Source organism: Polynucleobacter sphagniphilus, from assembly GCF_029892205.1.
GTDB lineage: Bacteria > Pseudomonadota > Gammaproteobacteria > Burkholderiales > Burkholderiaceae > Polynucleobacter > Polynucleobacter sphagniphilus.
Map to the genome: position 1 here is coordinate 652,707 of NZ_JARXVX010000001.1, position 14,258 is coordinate 666,964.

Genomic DNA, 14,258 nt, shown 5'->3' on the forward strand with positions numbered 1-14,258 from the left:
GATAAGTCGAGATTCCTTGACCAAAGTCAAGCAAGTTTTACATTTTTAAACATCAATAATTTCTGCTTATTTTTTAAGCAAGCCAGGTGTCCCTATACAAATCGGTGACTTACGAAAACTTTTCAGTATTTATCCACACAATCTGTGGATAAGTTTTACAACATAAAAAGAAATTTCTGTTGCAAGGCAAAATTCTTAAAATGTGTGCTAGCACTAAAGTAGTGTTCATAAAAATTTCTTGACATAGATCCCCAAGTATCATGCCTCTTATGAAATCTTCACTACGTCTTTTGATTGCCTCACTATTTTTTTGGAGCGTTATTGCGCATGCAGAGTGGCTGACATATAAGGACCCCGCTCAAAAGGGGGTTGTCATTACCTATTCCACTTTGAGTATTAAAAGAATCGATGAAGTGCATTATGCAGTGAGTGTTTTCACTAATTACCCCACAATGCAGACTGCAGAAATCAATCGCCAGAAAATTCAATATCAGTCCAAAACTGAAACACAGTTTTTTGGATGCGAGACCCAGGACTTTGCGCTTGGCGCTTTTGAACTGTATCGGGATAAGGATGCGCTAGGGCCAAAAACCAGCGTTCCAGCAAAAGATCTACTCTGGAATCCAATTGCCCCAGGAAGCTTGCAAATGCAGTTTTTAAACTCTTTTTGTAGAAGAGGCTAGATACTTTTTGTCAGCAGCATTTACCTTGCGTTGGCAGTAAGTTACGATAGATTTCATATTATTAAATATAGAGCGCTGGCTTTCCATGAACTTAATTGAAGCTATACAAATTGTCAGTGATTGCATGGATGTGCTGGGAGTTGCTATTGTCTCGATTGGCGTAGTTTGGGGTTTAATTGGTTTTGCTCGAGCTATGTTTGGCCAGGATTTTGATTTGGCCTACAAATCATTCCGCATTCAAATTATTCGTGCTTTGATACTAGGCCTTGAGGTTCTAGTGGCTGGCGATATTATTCGTACGGTTGCTATTAGTCCAACATTAACTAGCGTCGCCGTCTTAGGAGCTATTGTATTAATTCGTTGTTTCTTGAGCTGGTCATTGGCTCTTGAAATTGATGGGCGTTGGCCTTGGCAAGGCATCTCTCCAGTAAATAAATGAAATTGATCCGCACCCTTTATTTTTTACCCCTCTTATTTTTAATCCCTGCTGCTTTTGCAGGCACTCAGACGCAAGTGGAGCGCGGTCAATATTTAGCAACGGCTGGGGATTGCATTTCTTGCCATACGGGGCCATCAGGCAAGCCATTTGCAGGTGGCCTGAAGATGAAAACCCCTTTTGGCTATCTCTTAACACCCAATATCACCCCAGATGTGCAGACAGGCATCGGCTCTTGGTCGGAAGAAGATTTTTTCCGAGCTATCCACGATGGTGTCAATAAGCACGACCAAGATTTATTTCCTGCTATGCCATTTGTGGCGGGCACTAAGGTGAGCAGGGAGGATGTCAATGCCATTTATGCCTATATCCAAACTATTCCTGCTGTTAGCAATGCAGTGTCTGTCAATCATTTGGATTTTCCGTTCAATATTCGCAAATCGATGTTTTTTTGGCGTGAACTCTTTTTTACACCTGGTTTTTATCAGCCCGATACCAGTAAAAGTGCCAGCTGGAATAGGGGTGCCTATTTAGTTGAGGGCCTAGGTCACTGCAGTGACTGTCATTCACCCCGGGATGTCTTGGGTGGAATTAAACAATCGAAAGCATTTACTGGCGCCCTAATTGATGGCTGGTTTGCCTTGAATCTCACTTCCAACATCACAACTGGCTTGGGTGCGTGGTCAGCATCCGATATTGCAACTTATCTCAAAACGGGAGCATATCCTGGAAAAACGACTGCATTGGGTCCAATGGCTGAGGTAGTACATAACAGTACCAGCCATCTCACCGACGACGATCTTCTGGCAATGGCAACTTATCTAAAAACCTTGCCTGCCAATTCCAGTTTGTATGGTGGTAATAAAAAGATTGATTTGCATAAATTAGAGGGGGCCCGCCTCTATATTGATAATTGCAGCGGCTGCCACCAATCATCAGGTAGGGGTGTTCAGGGGGTTATTCCCCCTTTAGCTGGCAATCCTGCGGTGATTGCTCCCAATCCAGGAAACATCATAAAAGTCGTTTTAAATGGGGTAATTGCGCAAAATAATTACATTGCTATGCCTGAATTTAGCTCGAAACTCACTGATGTTGAAATTGCAGAGCTCGTAAATTATGCAAGAACCAGCTGGGGAAATGCGGCAAGCGCTGATGTCACTGCATCGATGGTGGCCAAGGAAAGGCGCACGCCGAAAAATTGAGCGTACACCACATTGGTGCGCGAGCATCCTAAATGTTGCAATAAATGGGTATAGTGGGGGGATTAGGCCTACAAAGCCCATTCATTACCCTCGGTAACATTCTTGAAAATTCGTATGAAGCGTATTGCTAGACTTTTTTGCTCCTCATTAAGCTTGTTATTGCTCTTATGTGGGTGCTCCCAGCCATTTACCCCTGAATTTGGTGAGATGTCAGCAAGGTACGCTAATTTGCTTGAGCAGTATCAAATTAATATGATTTTCCATAACATCATTCGGGCAGCCCATACCAGGCCACTCAGTTTTCTGGATATCCCAAATATCAATGGGTCTGGAAGTGTTGAGCTGACACCATCGGTTAGCGGCTTGTTTAATGGAGGCGGTCTTCCGGCCAATGCTTATGGGTTAAATATTCTTGGGGGACTTTCCACTCTCACACCAAGCGCCGGGATAGCGGTTGGCAAGTCATTTAACTTTTCGCAATCCTCTCTCGATAACGCGGTGTTCTGGAAGGGCTTTCTCAGTGATCTCCCGCCAGAAACCATTAAATACTTTGTCCACAACCATTTGCCTAAAGAGTTGATTTTTTCACTGGTGGTTGATGAAATTCAAATTCAGAGTCCGGATGACTCGATCAGGTCCTATGTCAATAATCCCATGCTCGACTCACATCCGCAATTTCAGGAGCAGATGTATCAGCTGATTCGTGATGGCTTAACACCGCAGTACGTGGTTGCCAGCCAAAAGGTTGGCGGTGTCATGACGGAGGCAATGCTCAGAAAAATGTATGGCGACAACTACCGGCAGACTTTAAGCAGAGATCATTTGGACCTGATTGCCGTGAATACCTCTGGCGCTAAATCTTTTCAGATCATTAGTACTCAGCCAGGCTTTAAGTTGTGCCTGAAAAATAATCGTTTTGCTAACTTTGATAAAGATATTTCAAGAAACGACTATTGCCAGGTATCACCCCTTAGCGAGGATGAGGTGCAGGTATCGAGCAATCGTGGAACTAGACTCTTCTTAAAAATGAGGTCTACCTCAACAATCTATACTTATTTAGGTGAGGTTGTGAACGCGCAATTACAAGATAAGCCTTACATGGTGTCAATCCCCCCGGTAGAAAAAGAAAATGATTTGGATGCGCGCAACTCCAATCGATATGCATTATTAGTGGTGAAACAAAACGCGCAGTTGGATCGCCCCTTTGCGTATTTGAATGATGTGTTGGAGGGGGATACCTACGCTATACCTTCAAAGGACAATGGCTATTCAAAATTGACAATTAAAACGCTTACAGAATTCCAAACCCTGCAAAAGATACCGGGTAGCGTAATGCCATCTCCAGCTGTCTTGATTCGGTAATGATTTGTGCGTATTAATTGCATCCCGTTTCTTGGGTGGATTCTCGCAGTAACGCTTCTTGGTGGCTGTGCCAGCAGGCCAATTAATCCGCCAATTGCCGCTGTAGATCTCAATAAAGGATATCGATATAAGAACTCTACTGAATATTCGAAAGAAAAGACTCCCGATACTTTAGTTGTCTTGGCTTTTTCAGGTGGTGGTACGAGAGCGGCAGCATTTTCATACGGAGTTCTTGAAACGCTGCGCGATATTCAGTTCACAAATAAACAAGGAAAACGGGTTCGCGCATTAGATGAGGTCGACCTGATTTCTGGCGTATCGGGCGGTAGCTTTACTGCACTTGCTTATGGTCTTTATGGTGAAAAGTTATTTGATACCTACGAGTCTGATTTTTTAAAGCGCGATGTTCAAGGCGAAATCGTTGGACGGGTAATGAACCCCTTCAATTGGGGTGACCTTGCATCCACAGGCTGGGGGAGATCTGAATTAGCTGCTCAGTACTATGATGAAATCCTGTTTCATGGGGCAACATTTGATGATTTACAAAAGAGCGGTGGCCCCTTTATTCTCACCACAGCCACGGATATATCGACCGGCGCTGGATTTGCCTTTACCCAATTGTTTTATGACAACCTTTGTTCAACAGTTGGGCCAATGAATCTTTCCAGGGCTGCAGCAGCTTCATCTGCAGTTCCCTTGGTACTCTCACCAGTGACGATGAATAACTACGGCGGTAGCTGCGTCTATAAGCGCCCTGGTTATATTGATCCATTTGTGAATGAGGCTACCGCCCCAAGACCTGCGGCACGTTTAATTAAGCAGATGCAGGAGATGGATTACTACCATGATGGCAAAGATAATCCCTACATTCATTTGGTCGATGGCGGGGTCTCGGATAATTTAGGTATTCGTGGGGTTCTGGAGTCTTTAGAGGGTCTGGAAGCGATGCGACTTGCGGGATTACCTACACCCTTAGATTATGTAAAACGCATTGTGGTGGTGGTAGTCAATTCACTTTCTTCGCCCAAGACTGATTGGAATCAATCAGAAAATGGGCCGGGGAGTATTGAACTCCTACTTAAGGCAACTGGCGTACCCATTGATCATTACTCCTATGAAGAAATCGAATCTTTGAAAGATACTCAAGCACGCTGGAAGAGTATGAGTATCCTGCGGAACTCTAAGTTGTTTGCTCACAACAAAAACCCGCAACTCGAGAAAATCGTCAACACGCCGGATATTGACCTGTATGTAGTGGATGTTTCGTTCAAGATGCTGAAAGATAAGCAAGAATATGAGTACCTAAACAACCTACCCACGTCCTTCAGTCTGCCGCCTGAGGCGGTTGACCGCCTCAGAGCTGCAGCCAAAAAGATTATTTTGGCTTCACCTGACTTTCAAAAGGTCATGCAGGATACCGGTGTGCGAGATATTCAATACTAATTCGTTATCATTCTAATAACCCACTAACAAAGGATTCCAATGAAGTTAAGAAATATTGCATTAGCGCTTGTAGCGGTGAGCTCCCTTTATTCCATCAATAGCTACTCACAATCTGGCAGTCAAGCTGTTGTGACAGTCAATGGAACCAAAATCTATCAGCGTCAAGTAGACGAGATGGTGAAAGCTGAGGTAGCACGTGGTGCAACTGATAATGCGCAATTAAGACAGGGCGTACTTGAGGATTTAGTCTTCCGTGAAGCGGTCATGCAAGATGTCAAGAAAAAAGGCCTGGCGACTCAACCTGATAACGAATTTCGTATCCGCATGGCGCAGCAAACAGCCATAGTTGATATTTGGTTTGCCCAATACATGAAGTCTCATCCTATTTCTGAAGCAGATGTTAAAGGTGAGTACGATAAGTTGGTTGCCTTAAGTAAAGAGCCTAAAAATGCAAATGAATATCTTTTCTCAGATATTGTTGTGGGCACAGAAGCTGAAGCGAAGGAAGTGATTGCCAGTGCAAACATGGGTACTGACTTTGCCACCTTGGCCAAAGAAAAATCACTGGATAAGCAGGGCGGAGCTCAAGGCGGTCAGATGAACTGGTCATTACCAGGTAAGTTGTTGCCAGCCATTGGTGATGCGCTCCTCACTACCGGTAAAGGTAAAGTAGATAGCACCCCTATAAAAACAGATTATGGTTGGGTAGTTCTAAAAGTAAATGACATCCGCCCATTCAAGGTGCCACCGTATGATGAAGTCAAGCAAGGTATCGCGAGCATGATGGTGCAAGCTGAAAAGCAAAAAGCGATTCAACAGTTGATGTCTACTGCGAAAATCACTAAAGGCTAAGCAACAAATTGCATAGTAAACGCTTAGGATAGTTTTAGACACCTAAAAAGCCCTTGCAGTGGATGCAGGGGCTTTTTTCTTAACAAAATGACATCCATAGTTCTTTAGTTCTAGTGGAGCCTTTTTATTGACCAAGGTCAATATTTTGTTAATACACCGCCTTTATAAATCGGTAAGCGGGCGTGCGCTCATTTCAAAAGGGTGGTGAGTATGAAAAAGATTATTTACTGGTGCCTATTTGGCTTAATTTGTTTTTTTGGTGGCGTTGTTAGTGCTTCTAGTTTCACAAATGCGAAACCATTTATTAGTGAGAACTTCATTCAATATCTCAATACAGCACACGCACAGAACTGAGTCTGTTAGCGCATTACCGGGGGGGTACATGCATTTAGTTTTGATTTACGGTTTGGTCCCGCCGACAGGAATCGAACCTGTATCCCACGCTTAGGAGGCATGTGCACTATCCATTGTGCTACGGCGAGTTTGTATCTCAATAAGCGATAGATTTAGCTTACTGCCAGCCACACATCGTCATTAGCTGACTGGTCATGGCGTACATCATATCGGGAGCATAGTAGCTTGCAAAGACTGCAGCCAGTATCAATAGCACTAAGCTTGCTGTTGCCCATTGCAAAAAGGGGGCTTTCTTTTTCTGCTGGATAAATAATGCTCTAGTCATGGTGCTCTTTAAGATTTTGTATGATTGTACTAATGAACTTAGGCGACCGCTGTTTTATGCATTCTTGTCACGGCTCTCTCTTTAATTGGTAGGTTCACCAGGAATCCAATGACGCCCAAGGCAATCGATATTTGCCAGACAATGGTGTAGGAGCCGGTTTTATCAAATAAATAGCCGCCAAAATAAGCGCCACAAAAACTACCCATTTGATGCGAGAAGAAAACCAAACCAGATAGCATGGATAGGTGCTTGACCCCAAAGATTTGCGCCACGATGCCATTTGTTAATGGAATGGTAGCTAACCACAAAAATCCCATGAGAGATGCAAAAACATAGGTTGTCATTGGTGATAGTGGAAGACTTATAAACGCAATGATTACAATGGATCTACTCAAGTAAATGCCCGCGAGTAAATAGCGCTTTGGAATGCGTTGGCATAATATACCTGCTCCGTATGTTCCAAAGATATTAAATAAACCAATTAGTGCTAGCGCACTTGTAGCAACGGATGGTGCGCCAACACTCGGATAAATACTAGAGAGATCTTTGAGATAGGGTGCCAAGTGGACCGCAATAAATACCACCTGGAAACCACAGACAAAATAACCAAAAGCGAGCAATTGAAAGCTGGAATTTTTGAGTGCTTCTTTAAGTGCTTCTGCGATGGTTTGATCCTCAGCATGATGTACATGCGTAAATTCTTTTTCGCGCAACATGAACGCCACCGGAATCATCATGCTTGCCATAAGGGCCAAGAGCATTAATGCATTTTGTGCGCCAAAGCTGCTAATTAATCCTTGTTCAGTTGGAATCATGAGGAACTGACCAAAAGACCCTGCCGCCGCAGTAATACCCATCGCCCAGACCCGTTTTTGGGCGGAGACATTTCGACCCAATACGCCATACACCACGCTATAAGTTGTCGCAGTTTGAGCTAAGCCAATGAACAGGCCCCCAGCAACGGTAAAGTTCAGGACGTCGGTAGATAGAGCCATGCCTGCTAAACCGAGTGCATAAAGAATGCCGCCCATTACCATGATCTTGAGAGCCCCGTAGCGATCAGCCAGCGCACCAGTAATTGGTTGGAATGCCCCCCAGATCAGATTTTGCAGGGCAATCGTAAGGGCAAAGGTTTCACGTCCCCAGCCATTGGCCATCGTAATGGGAAGATTAAATAGGCCAAAGCCATGACGAATGCCCATGGACAGGGTGACCATCAGGCCACCAAAGATCAGCACTTGAGCTAGGGATAAACGATTGGATTGTGTGGATGTATTCATGATTGGGGGGGTGTTTAAACCACGCCATGCTTGTGAAGTGCTTCGATAGCACTGCTATCAAGTTTTAAGTATTCTCGCAAAATTTCATCGGTATGCTGACCCAGGGTTGGCGGCGCTGTCCGAATTTCTGTCGGGGTAGCTGACATCCGTATTGGGCTCGCTACTAATTTCATGGTGCCAGCGGTATCGTGAGGAACGCTGATGGCTAATTTGCGCGCCTGAACTTGTTCATTGGCAAATACTTCTTTCATATTATTGATCGGTCCACAGGGAACTCCATGTTCATCCAGTAAGGAGATCCACTGCGCCTTGGTTTTTTTCCGCGTCATTGCCTCTAGCAATGGCACTAGCTCTGTGCGGTGTTGAACGCGCAATGGGTTTTCGGAAAAACGAGGATTGTCAGCTAAATGATCCTCGCCACCCACTTTTACAAAATGTCTAAATTGACTGTCATTGCCCACAGCCACAATCATCCAGCCATCTGATGTTGGAAAGGTCTGGTAAGGAACGACAATGGGTGAGGTGTTGCCCCAGCGTCGTGGCACCTCATTGGTACTGAGATAGGCGCTTGCTACATTGGCCATCATGGCCACTTGGGTATCAAGTAGAGCCATGTCGATCATTTGACCTTCGCCTGTTCTATCTCGATGGATGACTGCAGCCAAAATAGCGCTGCTCGCGTACATCCCAGTAAATAAGTCGGCGATGGCCACCCCCGCTTTTTGAGGACTGCCTCCTGGGAACCCGTCCGCCTCCCCGGTAACACTCATAAAACCACCCATGCCCTGAACAATGTAGTCATACCCAGGACGATGGGCGTATGGACCAGTTTGTCCGAAGCCTGTAATCGAGCAATAGATCAAATTGGGCTTGATTTGGCGCAAACTGGCGTAGTCAAGTCCATATTTTGCTAAATCATCCACTTTGTAGTTCTCAATGAGGACATCGGACTCTAAAACCAATTGCCGAATGATCTCTTGACCCTCTGGCTTGCTTAAATTGACTGTAATGGAGCGTTTATTGCGGTTGATGCAGACAAAATAAGTCGATTCTGCCGTATCTTGGCCTTGGGCATCTTTCACGAATGGCGGGCCCCAATGCCGGGTATCGTCTCCGACGCCAGGGCGCTCTACTTTAATCACTTCTGCCCCCAAATCAGCTAAGTTTTGGCTACACCATGGGCCTGCCAGCACTCTGCTGAGGTCTAAAACGCGAATGTGGCTAAGTGCTCCCATAGGCTGATTTTGGCATGAACGAGGGGTTAATTTGGGAAAAGTTCCGGTTTCGGCTCAGACATGACTACAATTTGCGCGCATGGCTACTCGTAAAACATCCGAATACAGTGAATCGTCGATTCAGGTCCTAAAGGGGCTAGAACCAGTCCGTCAACGGCCTGGTATGTACACCCGCACCGATAACCCCCTGCATATTATTCAGGAGGTATTGGATAACGCTTCTGATGAGGCATTAGGCGGCTTTGGTAAGCAAATTATCGTAACGATGCACACTGATGGCAGTGTCAGTATTGAGGATGATGGTCGCGGCATTCCGGTGGGTATGCATCCAACTGAAAAACTACCTGTTGTAGAGATCGTTTTTACGCAATTGCATGCCGGCGGTAAATTTGAAAAAGGCACCGGCGGTGCTTATGCTTTCTCCGGTGGTCTTCATGGTGTGGGTGTATCGGTCACCAATGCTTTATCTAAACGTCTGGAAGTGACGGTTTGGCGTGATGGCCAGGTTTCTACCTTGACCTTCGCTGACGGCTTGGTGATTGAAAAGCTCAAAACTAAGCCCGCAAGCAAAGAAGATAAGTCACACGGTACACGTGTTCGCGCTTGGCCTGATGGAAAATATTTTGATAGTTCTGCCATTCCCATGCCAGAACTGATTCGTTTGTTGCGTTCGAAAGCAGTTCTTCTGCCCGGCGTGAAGGTAACCTTGATTCAAGAGAAGTCTGGTGAAAGCCAAACTTGGCAATATGCACAAGGCTTGCGCGGCTACTTGACGGAGGCCATTGCACAAGCAGGTCATGGCCCAGAAGTGATTCCCCCATTTGAAGGCGAGCAATATGCTACCGGCACTGGGGATGATGACTCCTTTGCTGAAGGCGAGGGCGCTGCTTGGGTGGTGACCTGGACAGAAGATGGCGCGCCTGTGCGTGAAAGCTATGTCAATCTCATTCCAACCCCGGCTGGTGGTACGCATGAGAGTGGTCTGCGCGAAGGTCTCTTTAACGCAGTCAAGGGCTTCATAGAGATGCATGCATTGCAACCGAAGGGTGTGAAGCTGATGCCTGAAGACGTCTTTGCCCGCGCCTCATTTATTTTGTCTGCCAAAGTATTGGATCCACAATTTCAGGGGCAAATAAAAGAGCGCCTGAATTCACGTGATGCAGTGCGTTTGGTTTCAGCTTATGCAAAGTCAGCCCTTGAGCTCTGGCTCAACGAGCACGTAGACTACGGTCGTAAATTGGCTGACTTAGTCATCAAGCAAGCGCAAGCACGAACCCGTGCCGGTCAAAAAGTCGAGAAGAAAAAATCGTCTGGCGTAGCAGTGTTGCCTGGTAAATTGACCGACTGCGAAAGCCAAGATATCAGCCTCAATGAAATTTATTTGGTAGAGGGTGATTCGGCGGGTGGCTCAGCCAAAATGGGTCGTAACAAAGAGTACCAAGCTATTCTCCCATTGCGCGGTAAGGTATTAAATACTTGGGAAGCAGAGCGTGATCGCCTGTTTGCCAATAATGAAGTGCACGATATTGCAGTAGCTATTGGCGTAGATCCACACGGCGCTAATGACGCCCCTGATTTATCCAATTTGCGTTACGGCAAGATCTGCATTCTGTCAGATGCGGACGTGGATGGCGCGCATATTCAAGTGCTATTGCTAACCCTGTTTTATAAACATTTCCCAAAACTTATCGACTTGGGTCATGTCTATATCTCTCGCCCACCGCTCTTTAGGGTAGATGCCCCTGCGCGCGGTAAAAAACCAGCCCAAAAGATTTATGCACTTGATGCTAATGAGTTGCAGGCAATTGAAGATAAATTACGCAAAGATGGTGTGAAGGAGTCTGCCTGGCAAATCTCCCGCTTTAAAGGCTTGGGCGAGATGAGCGCAGAGCAGTTATGGGACACCACCTTAAACCCAGATACACGTCGCTTGCTTCCAGTCACCTTGGGAACCTGGACTGAAGACGAAACAATCAAAACAATGGATATGTTGATGGGCAAATCAGAATCAGCAGCGCGCAAAGACTGGTTAGAAGAGCGCGGCAATGAAGTAGAGGCGGATATTTAATGACAACTAAAAAAACTCCTGGTGAAATTGCTGCAGCAGAGCAGGCTGATTTATTTGCGGATACCGTTGAAATTGCACAAGAAATTACAGCACCGTCGACTGATGGTCCAAAAGATCCACATGATCCCAAGTTGGTAGATTTAAACGAAGACGGCAACGATAGTCTTACCCTGGCGGTGTATGCCGAGCGGGCTTATTTAGATTACGCCATCAGCGTAGTAAAAGGTCGCGCCTTACCAGATGTTTCTGATGGTCAAAAGCCAGTGCAACGACGCATTCTGTTTTCTATGAGTGAAATGGGTTTGCGTGCTGATGCTAAACCAGTAAAAAGCGCGCGTGTGGTGGGTGATGTGTTGGGTAAATTTCATCCACATGGCGACCAATCTGCTTATGATGCTTTGGTACGCTTAGCGCAGAGCTTTTCACTGCGGTATCCGCTGATTGATGGTCAAGGTAACTTTGGTTCGCGCGATGGTGATGGCGCAGCAGCAATGCGATACACCGAAGCACGACTGACTAAGATTGCCGGTCTATTATTGAGTGAGATTGACGAAGGCACGGTAGATTTCGCGCCGAACTATGACGGTTCATTTCAAGAGCCCAAATTATTACCCGCCCGCTTACCATTTGTATTGCTGAACGGCGCATCTGGTATTGCTGTGGGTATGGCTACTGAAATTCCGTCACATAATTTACGTGAAGTAGCCAGCGCAGCTATTGCGCTGATGAAATCACCCAAGATGACAACCCCAGAGCTTCTGGAGATCATGCCAGGGCCAGATTACCCGGGTGGTGGCCAGATTATTTCTTCTGGCGCTGAGATTGCGCAGATTTATGAAACAGGTCGTGGTAGCGTCAAAGTTCGCGCCCGTTGGTCTATTGAAGAATTGGCGCGTGGCCAGTGGCAAATTGTAGTGAATGAATTACCCCCAGCCACCTCATCCCAACGTGTTTTGCAAGAAATTGAGGAAATTACCAATCCTAAGGTGAAGGTTGGCAAAAAGACCCTCACTCCAGAGCAAAACAACTTGAAGTCAACCATCCTTAATGTCTTGGATGGTGTGCGCGATGAATCGAGTAAAGATGCTGCGGTACGTTTGGTATTTGAGCCAAAGAGTAAGAATATTGACGTAAATGAATTCGTGAACCTCTTGTTGGCGCATACCTCACTTGAGTCCAATGCGCCGATGAACTTGGTGATGATTGGTAACGATGGTCGCCCGCGTCAAAAAGGCTTAAAAGAAATTTTGACCGAGTGGATTGCATTCCGAGTTACTACAGTAACGCGTCGTACTCAATATCGCCTGGGCAAAGTAAAAGACCGTATGCATATATTGGAAGGGCGTTTAACCGTTCTTCTCAATATTGACAAGGTCATTAAGATCATTCGCAATAGTGATGAGCCCAAAGCCGACTTGATTAAAGAATTTAAATTAACCGATCGCCAAGCGGAAGATATTTTAGATATTCGTTTGCGTCAATTAGCGCGCTTGGAAGGCATCAAAATTGAGCAAGAGCTCAAAGAGCTGAAGGCCGAACGGGATGACTTAGAGGGTCTACTACAAAGTGATGCCATTTTGCGTAAACGCATCATTAAGGAAATTGAATCAGATCTGAAAGAGTTTGGTGATGATCGTCGCACTTTGATTCAGGAAGATAAGCGGGCTGTTGCTGAAACTAAGGTGGTAGATGAGCCGGTGACTGTGATTGTTTCGCAAAAAGGTTGGGTGCGCGTGCGTCAAGGTCACGAGCACGATGCTACTCAGTTTGGTTTTAAATCGGGCGATGCCTTATACGCGACCTTTGAATGTCGCACAATTGATGTGATGCAAGGCTTCGGTAGTGACGGACGGGTCTATACCGTTCCTGTCAGTGAATTACCTGGTGCACGTGGCGATGGTTCTCCATTGACAAGCTTTATTAATCTGGCTGCCGGCTCACAAATGGTTGCTTACTATGCAGGGCAGTCAGATGATTTAGTGTTAATTTCAACGCGAGCTGGCAATGGCTTCTTGGCCAATGTAGCGGATATGACGACCCGTAATAAAGCTGGTAAATCATTTGTCGGAATAGACAGTAAGTTCCCTGCTGGAGATGCCCCATTGGGTGTCGCCAAGGTTTCTGTTGGTATGAAGCAAGTTGCCTGCCTTTCTGAGTCAGCCAAATTATTAGTATTTCCATTAGATGAGCTCAAGCGGCTACCTACAGGCGGCAAGGGCGTTATCTTGATGGGCTTGGACGATAAAGAGAGATTGGCCTCAGTCATTGCAGTAGGTCCTGAAGGGGCAACTTACTCGGGGGCTGGCCGCGCAGGAAAGCCAACTGAACTCAATCTGGATGCCAAAACTTTGAAGTCTTTCGCTGGTAATCGTGCCCGCAAAGGCCACTTTGTTGAGCCCAGGCTTAAAGAAGGTAAGCTCAAGGCTAATTAATATAATCAGCCTCCAATAAAAAACCCGACCTCAAGCAGTCGGGTTTTTTATTGAGAAGAATAACTCAACCAATCTCAATGGTTTCAATCAAATTTCTGCGATGAGTTCAATTTCAACACAAGCGCCCAATGGAATTTGTGCAACACCAAAGGCACTACGCGCATGTTTACCGGCATCGCCAAAGACTTCGAAGAGTAATTCAGAACAGCCATTAATGACTAAGTGCTGCTCGGTATATTGGTCGGTAGAGTTCACCAGGCCCATCACTTTCACAATGCGTTTGACTTTATCCAAAGAGCCTACATGGTTCTGTAAAGTAGAAAGCAAATCAATTGCGATGGATTTGGCTGCCTCTTTACCAGTCTCGGTATCCATATCGAGACCCAGTTTGCCAACCCAAGGTTTGCCATCGCGCTTGGCAATATGGCCAGATAGAAGAACGGTGTTACCCGTTGTTGCAGCCATGACATAAGCTGCAGCAGGAGGGCCTGGTGGCGGCAAATCAATTCCAAGGGTTTTTAGACGTTCAGTAATTAAGCTGGTCATAGGGGCTTCTAAAAGAATGAATGAAAAAATAAAAAAGATT

The 14,258-nt window shown here is 45.7% G+C and carries 13 protein-coding genes and 1 tRNA gene; 9 read left to right on the forward strand and 5 right to left on the reverse strand.

The window, feature by feature from the left end; translation table 11 throughout:
* Nucleotides 1-269 precede the first annotated feature (269 nt).
* From M2125_RS03475 to M2125_RS03505, 7 genes are all read left to right on the forward strand, one after another.
* Entirely contained in the window at nt 270-683 is a 414-nt protein-coding gene (locus M2125_RS03475) for a surface-adhesin E family protein (RefSeq protein ID WP_076023292.1), read from the forward strand.
* Nucleotides 684-768: 85 nt separating this feature from the next.
* Nucleotides 769-1,122, forward strand: a complete 354-nt coding sequence (locus M2125_RS03480; protein WP_277540866.1) for a DUF1622 domain-containing protein — start codon at nt 769-771, stop codon at nt 1,120-1,122.
* On the forward strand, nt 1,119-2,321 hold the full coding sequence (locus M2125_RS03485) for a c-type cytochrome (protein WP_076023294.1): 1,203 nt from the start codon (nt 1,119-1,121) through the stop codon (nt 2,319-2,321). The genes M2125_RS03480 and M2125_RS03485 overlap by 4 nt, the downstream gene beginning before the upstream one ends.
* A gap of 114 nt (nt 2,322-2,435) precedes the next feature.
* A complete protein-coding gene (locus tag M2125_RS03490) occupies nt 2,436-3,683 on the forward strand; it encodes a hypothetical protein (protein WP_280742481.1) in 1,248 nt (415 codons plus the stop codon).
* Between the two features lie 6 nt (nt 3,684-3,689).
* On the forward strand, nt 3,690-5,126 hold the full coding sequence (locus tag M2125_RS03495; protein ID WP_280742482.1) for a patatin-like phospholipase family protein: 1,437 nt from the start codon (nt 3,690-3,692) through the stop codon (nt 5,124-5,126).
* A 39-nt stretch (nt 5,127-5,165) separates the two neighbouring features.
* Nucleotides 5,166-5,978: a peptidylprolyl isomerase gene (locus tag M2125_RS03500; RefSeq protein WP_076023295.1), complete on the forward strand. Its 813-nt coding sequence runs from the start codon at nt 5,166-5,168 to the stop codon at nt 5,976-5,978.
* Between the two features lie 210 nt (nt 5,979-6,188).
* Complete coding sequence (locus M2125_RS03505) at nt 6,189-6,332, forward strand: hypothetical protein (RefSeq protein ID WP_280741487.1); 144 nt, start codon at nt 6,189-6,191, stop codon at nt 6,330-6,332.
* Between the two features lie 53 nt (nt 6,333-6,385).
* Here the strand turns inward: M2125_RS03505 and M2125_RS03510 are convergent.
* The 4 genes from M2125_RS03510 to M2125_RS03525 all read right to left on the reverse strand — a co-directional run bounded on the left by M2125_RS03510 (nt 6,386) and on the right by M2125_RS03525 (nt 9,172).
* Nucleotides 6,386-6,460, reverse strand: a tRNA-Arg gene (locus tag M2125_RS03510).
* Nucleotides 6,461-6,489: 29 nt separating this feature from the next.
* Complete coding sequence (locus tag M2125_RS03515; protein ID WP_158025474.1) at nt 6,490-6,657, reverse strand: hypothetical protein; 168 nt, start codon at nt 6,655-6,657, stop codon at nt 6,490-6,492.
* 38 nt (nt 6,658-6,695) lie between these two features.
* The gene (locus tag M2125_RS03520; RefSeq protein WP_280742483.1) at nt 6,696-7,937 is read right to left on the reverse strand and encodes an MFS transporter; all 1,242 of its coding nucleotides are present in this window, start codon (nt 7,935-7,937) and stop codon (nt 6,696-6,698) included.
* A 14-nt stretch (nt 7,938-7,951) separates the two neighbouring features.
* Nucleotides 7,952-9,172, reverse strand: coding sequence for a CaiB/BaiF CoA transferase family protein (locus tag M2125_RS03525; protein WP_076023297.1), 1,221 nt, complete (start codon nt 9,170-9,172; stop codon nt 7,952-7,954).
* A gap of 79 nt (nt 9,173-9,251) precedes the next feature.
* On the opposite strand from M2125_RS03525, the gene M2125_RS03530 reads away from it, so the two are divergent.
* On the forward strand, nt 9,252-11,240 hold the full coding sequence (locus tag M2125_RS03530) for a DNA topoisomerase IV subunit B (RefSeq protein ID WP_076023298.1): 1,989 nt from the start codon (nt 9,252-9,254) through the stop codon (nt 11,238-11,240).
* Complete coding sequence (gene parC, locus M2125_RS03535; RefSeq protein ID WP_280742484.1) at nt 11,240-13,672, forward strand: DNA topoisomerase IV subunit A; 2,433 nt, start codon at nt 11,240-11,242, stop codon at nt 13,670-13,672. Before M2125_RS03530 ends, parC begins: the two co-directional genes overlap by 1 nt.
* A gap of 87 nt (nt 13,673-13,759) precedes the next feature.
* On the opposite strand, the gene M2125_RS03540 is transcribed toward parC, so the two are convergent.
* The gene (locus tag M2125_RS03540; RefSeq protein ID WP_076023299.1) at nt 13,760-14,218 is read right to left on the reverse strand and encodes a RidA family protein; all 459 of its coding nucleotides are present in this window, start codon (nt 14,216-14,218) and stop codon (nt 13,760-13,762) included.
* Nucleotides 14,219-14,258 lie beyond the last annotated feature (40 nt).

Excerpts from the sequence above, each read along its gene's own strand:
- M2125_RS03475 (WP_076023292.1), top strand. The coding sequence starts at position 270 with ATGAAATCTTCACTACGTCTTTTGATTGCCTCACTATTTTTTTGGAGC.
- M2125_RS03530 (WP_076023298.1), top strand. The coding sequence starts at position 9,252 with ATGGCTACTCGTAAAACATCCGAATACAGTGAATCGTCGATTCAGGTC.
- M2125_RS03490 (WP_280742481.1), top strand. The coding sequence starts at position 2,436 with ATGAAGCGTATTGCTAGACTTTTTTGCTCCTCATTAAGCTTGTTATTG.
- M2125_RS03500 (WP_076023295.1), top strand. The coding sequence starts at position 5,166 with ATGAAGTTAAGAAATATTGCATTAGCGCTTGTAGCGGTGAGCTCCCTT.
- M2125_RS03515 (WP_158025474.1), bottom strand. The coding sequence starts at position 6,657 with ATGACTAGAGCATTATTTATCCAGCAGAAAAAGAAAGCCCCCTTTTTG.
- M2125_RS03485 (WP_076023294.1), top strand. The coding sequence starts at position 1,119 with ATGAAATTGATCCGCACCCTTTATTTTTTACCCCTCTTATTTTTAATC.
- M2125_RS03525 (WP_076023297.1), bottom strand. The coding sequence starts at position 9,172 with ATGGGAGCACTTAGCCACATTCGCGTTTTAGACCTCAGCAGAGTGCTG.
- M2125_RS03540 (WP_076023299.1), bottom strand. The coding sequence starts at position 14,218 with ATGACCAGCTTAATTACTGAACGTCTAAAAACCCTTGGAATTGATTTG.
- M2125_RS03505 (WP_280741487.1), top strand. The coding sequence starts at position 6,189 with ATGAAAAAGATTATTTACTGGTGCCTATTTGGCTTAATTTGTTTTTTT.
- M2125_RS03520 (WP_280742483.1), bottom strand. The coding sequence starts at position 7,937 with ATGAATACATCCACACAATCCAATCGTTTATCCCTAGCTCAAGTGCTG.
- parC (WP_280742484.1), top strand. The coding sequence starts at position 11,240 with ATGACAACTAAAAAAACTCCTGGTGAAATTGCTGCAGCAGAGCAGGCT.
- M2125_RS03480 (WP_277540866.1), top strand. The coding sequence starts at position 769 with ATGAACTTAATTGAAGCTATACAAATTGTCAGTGATTGCATGGATGTG.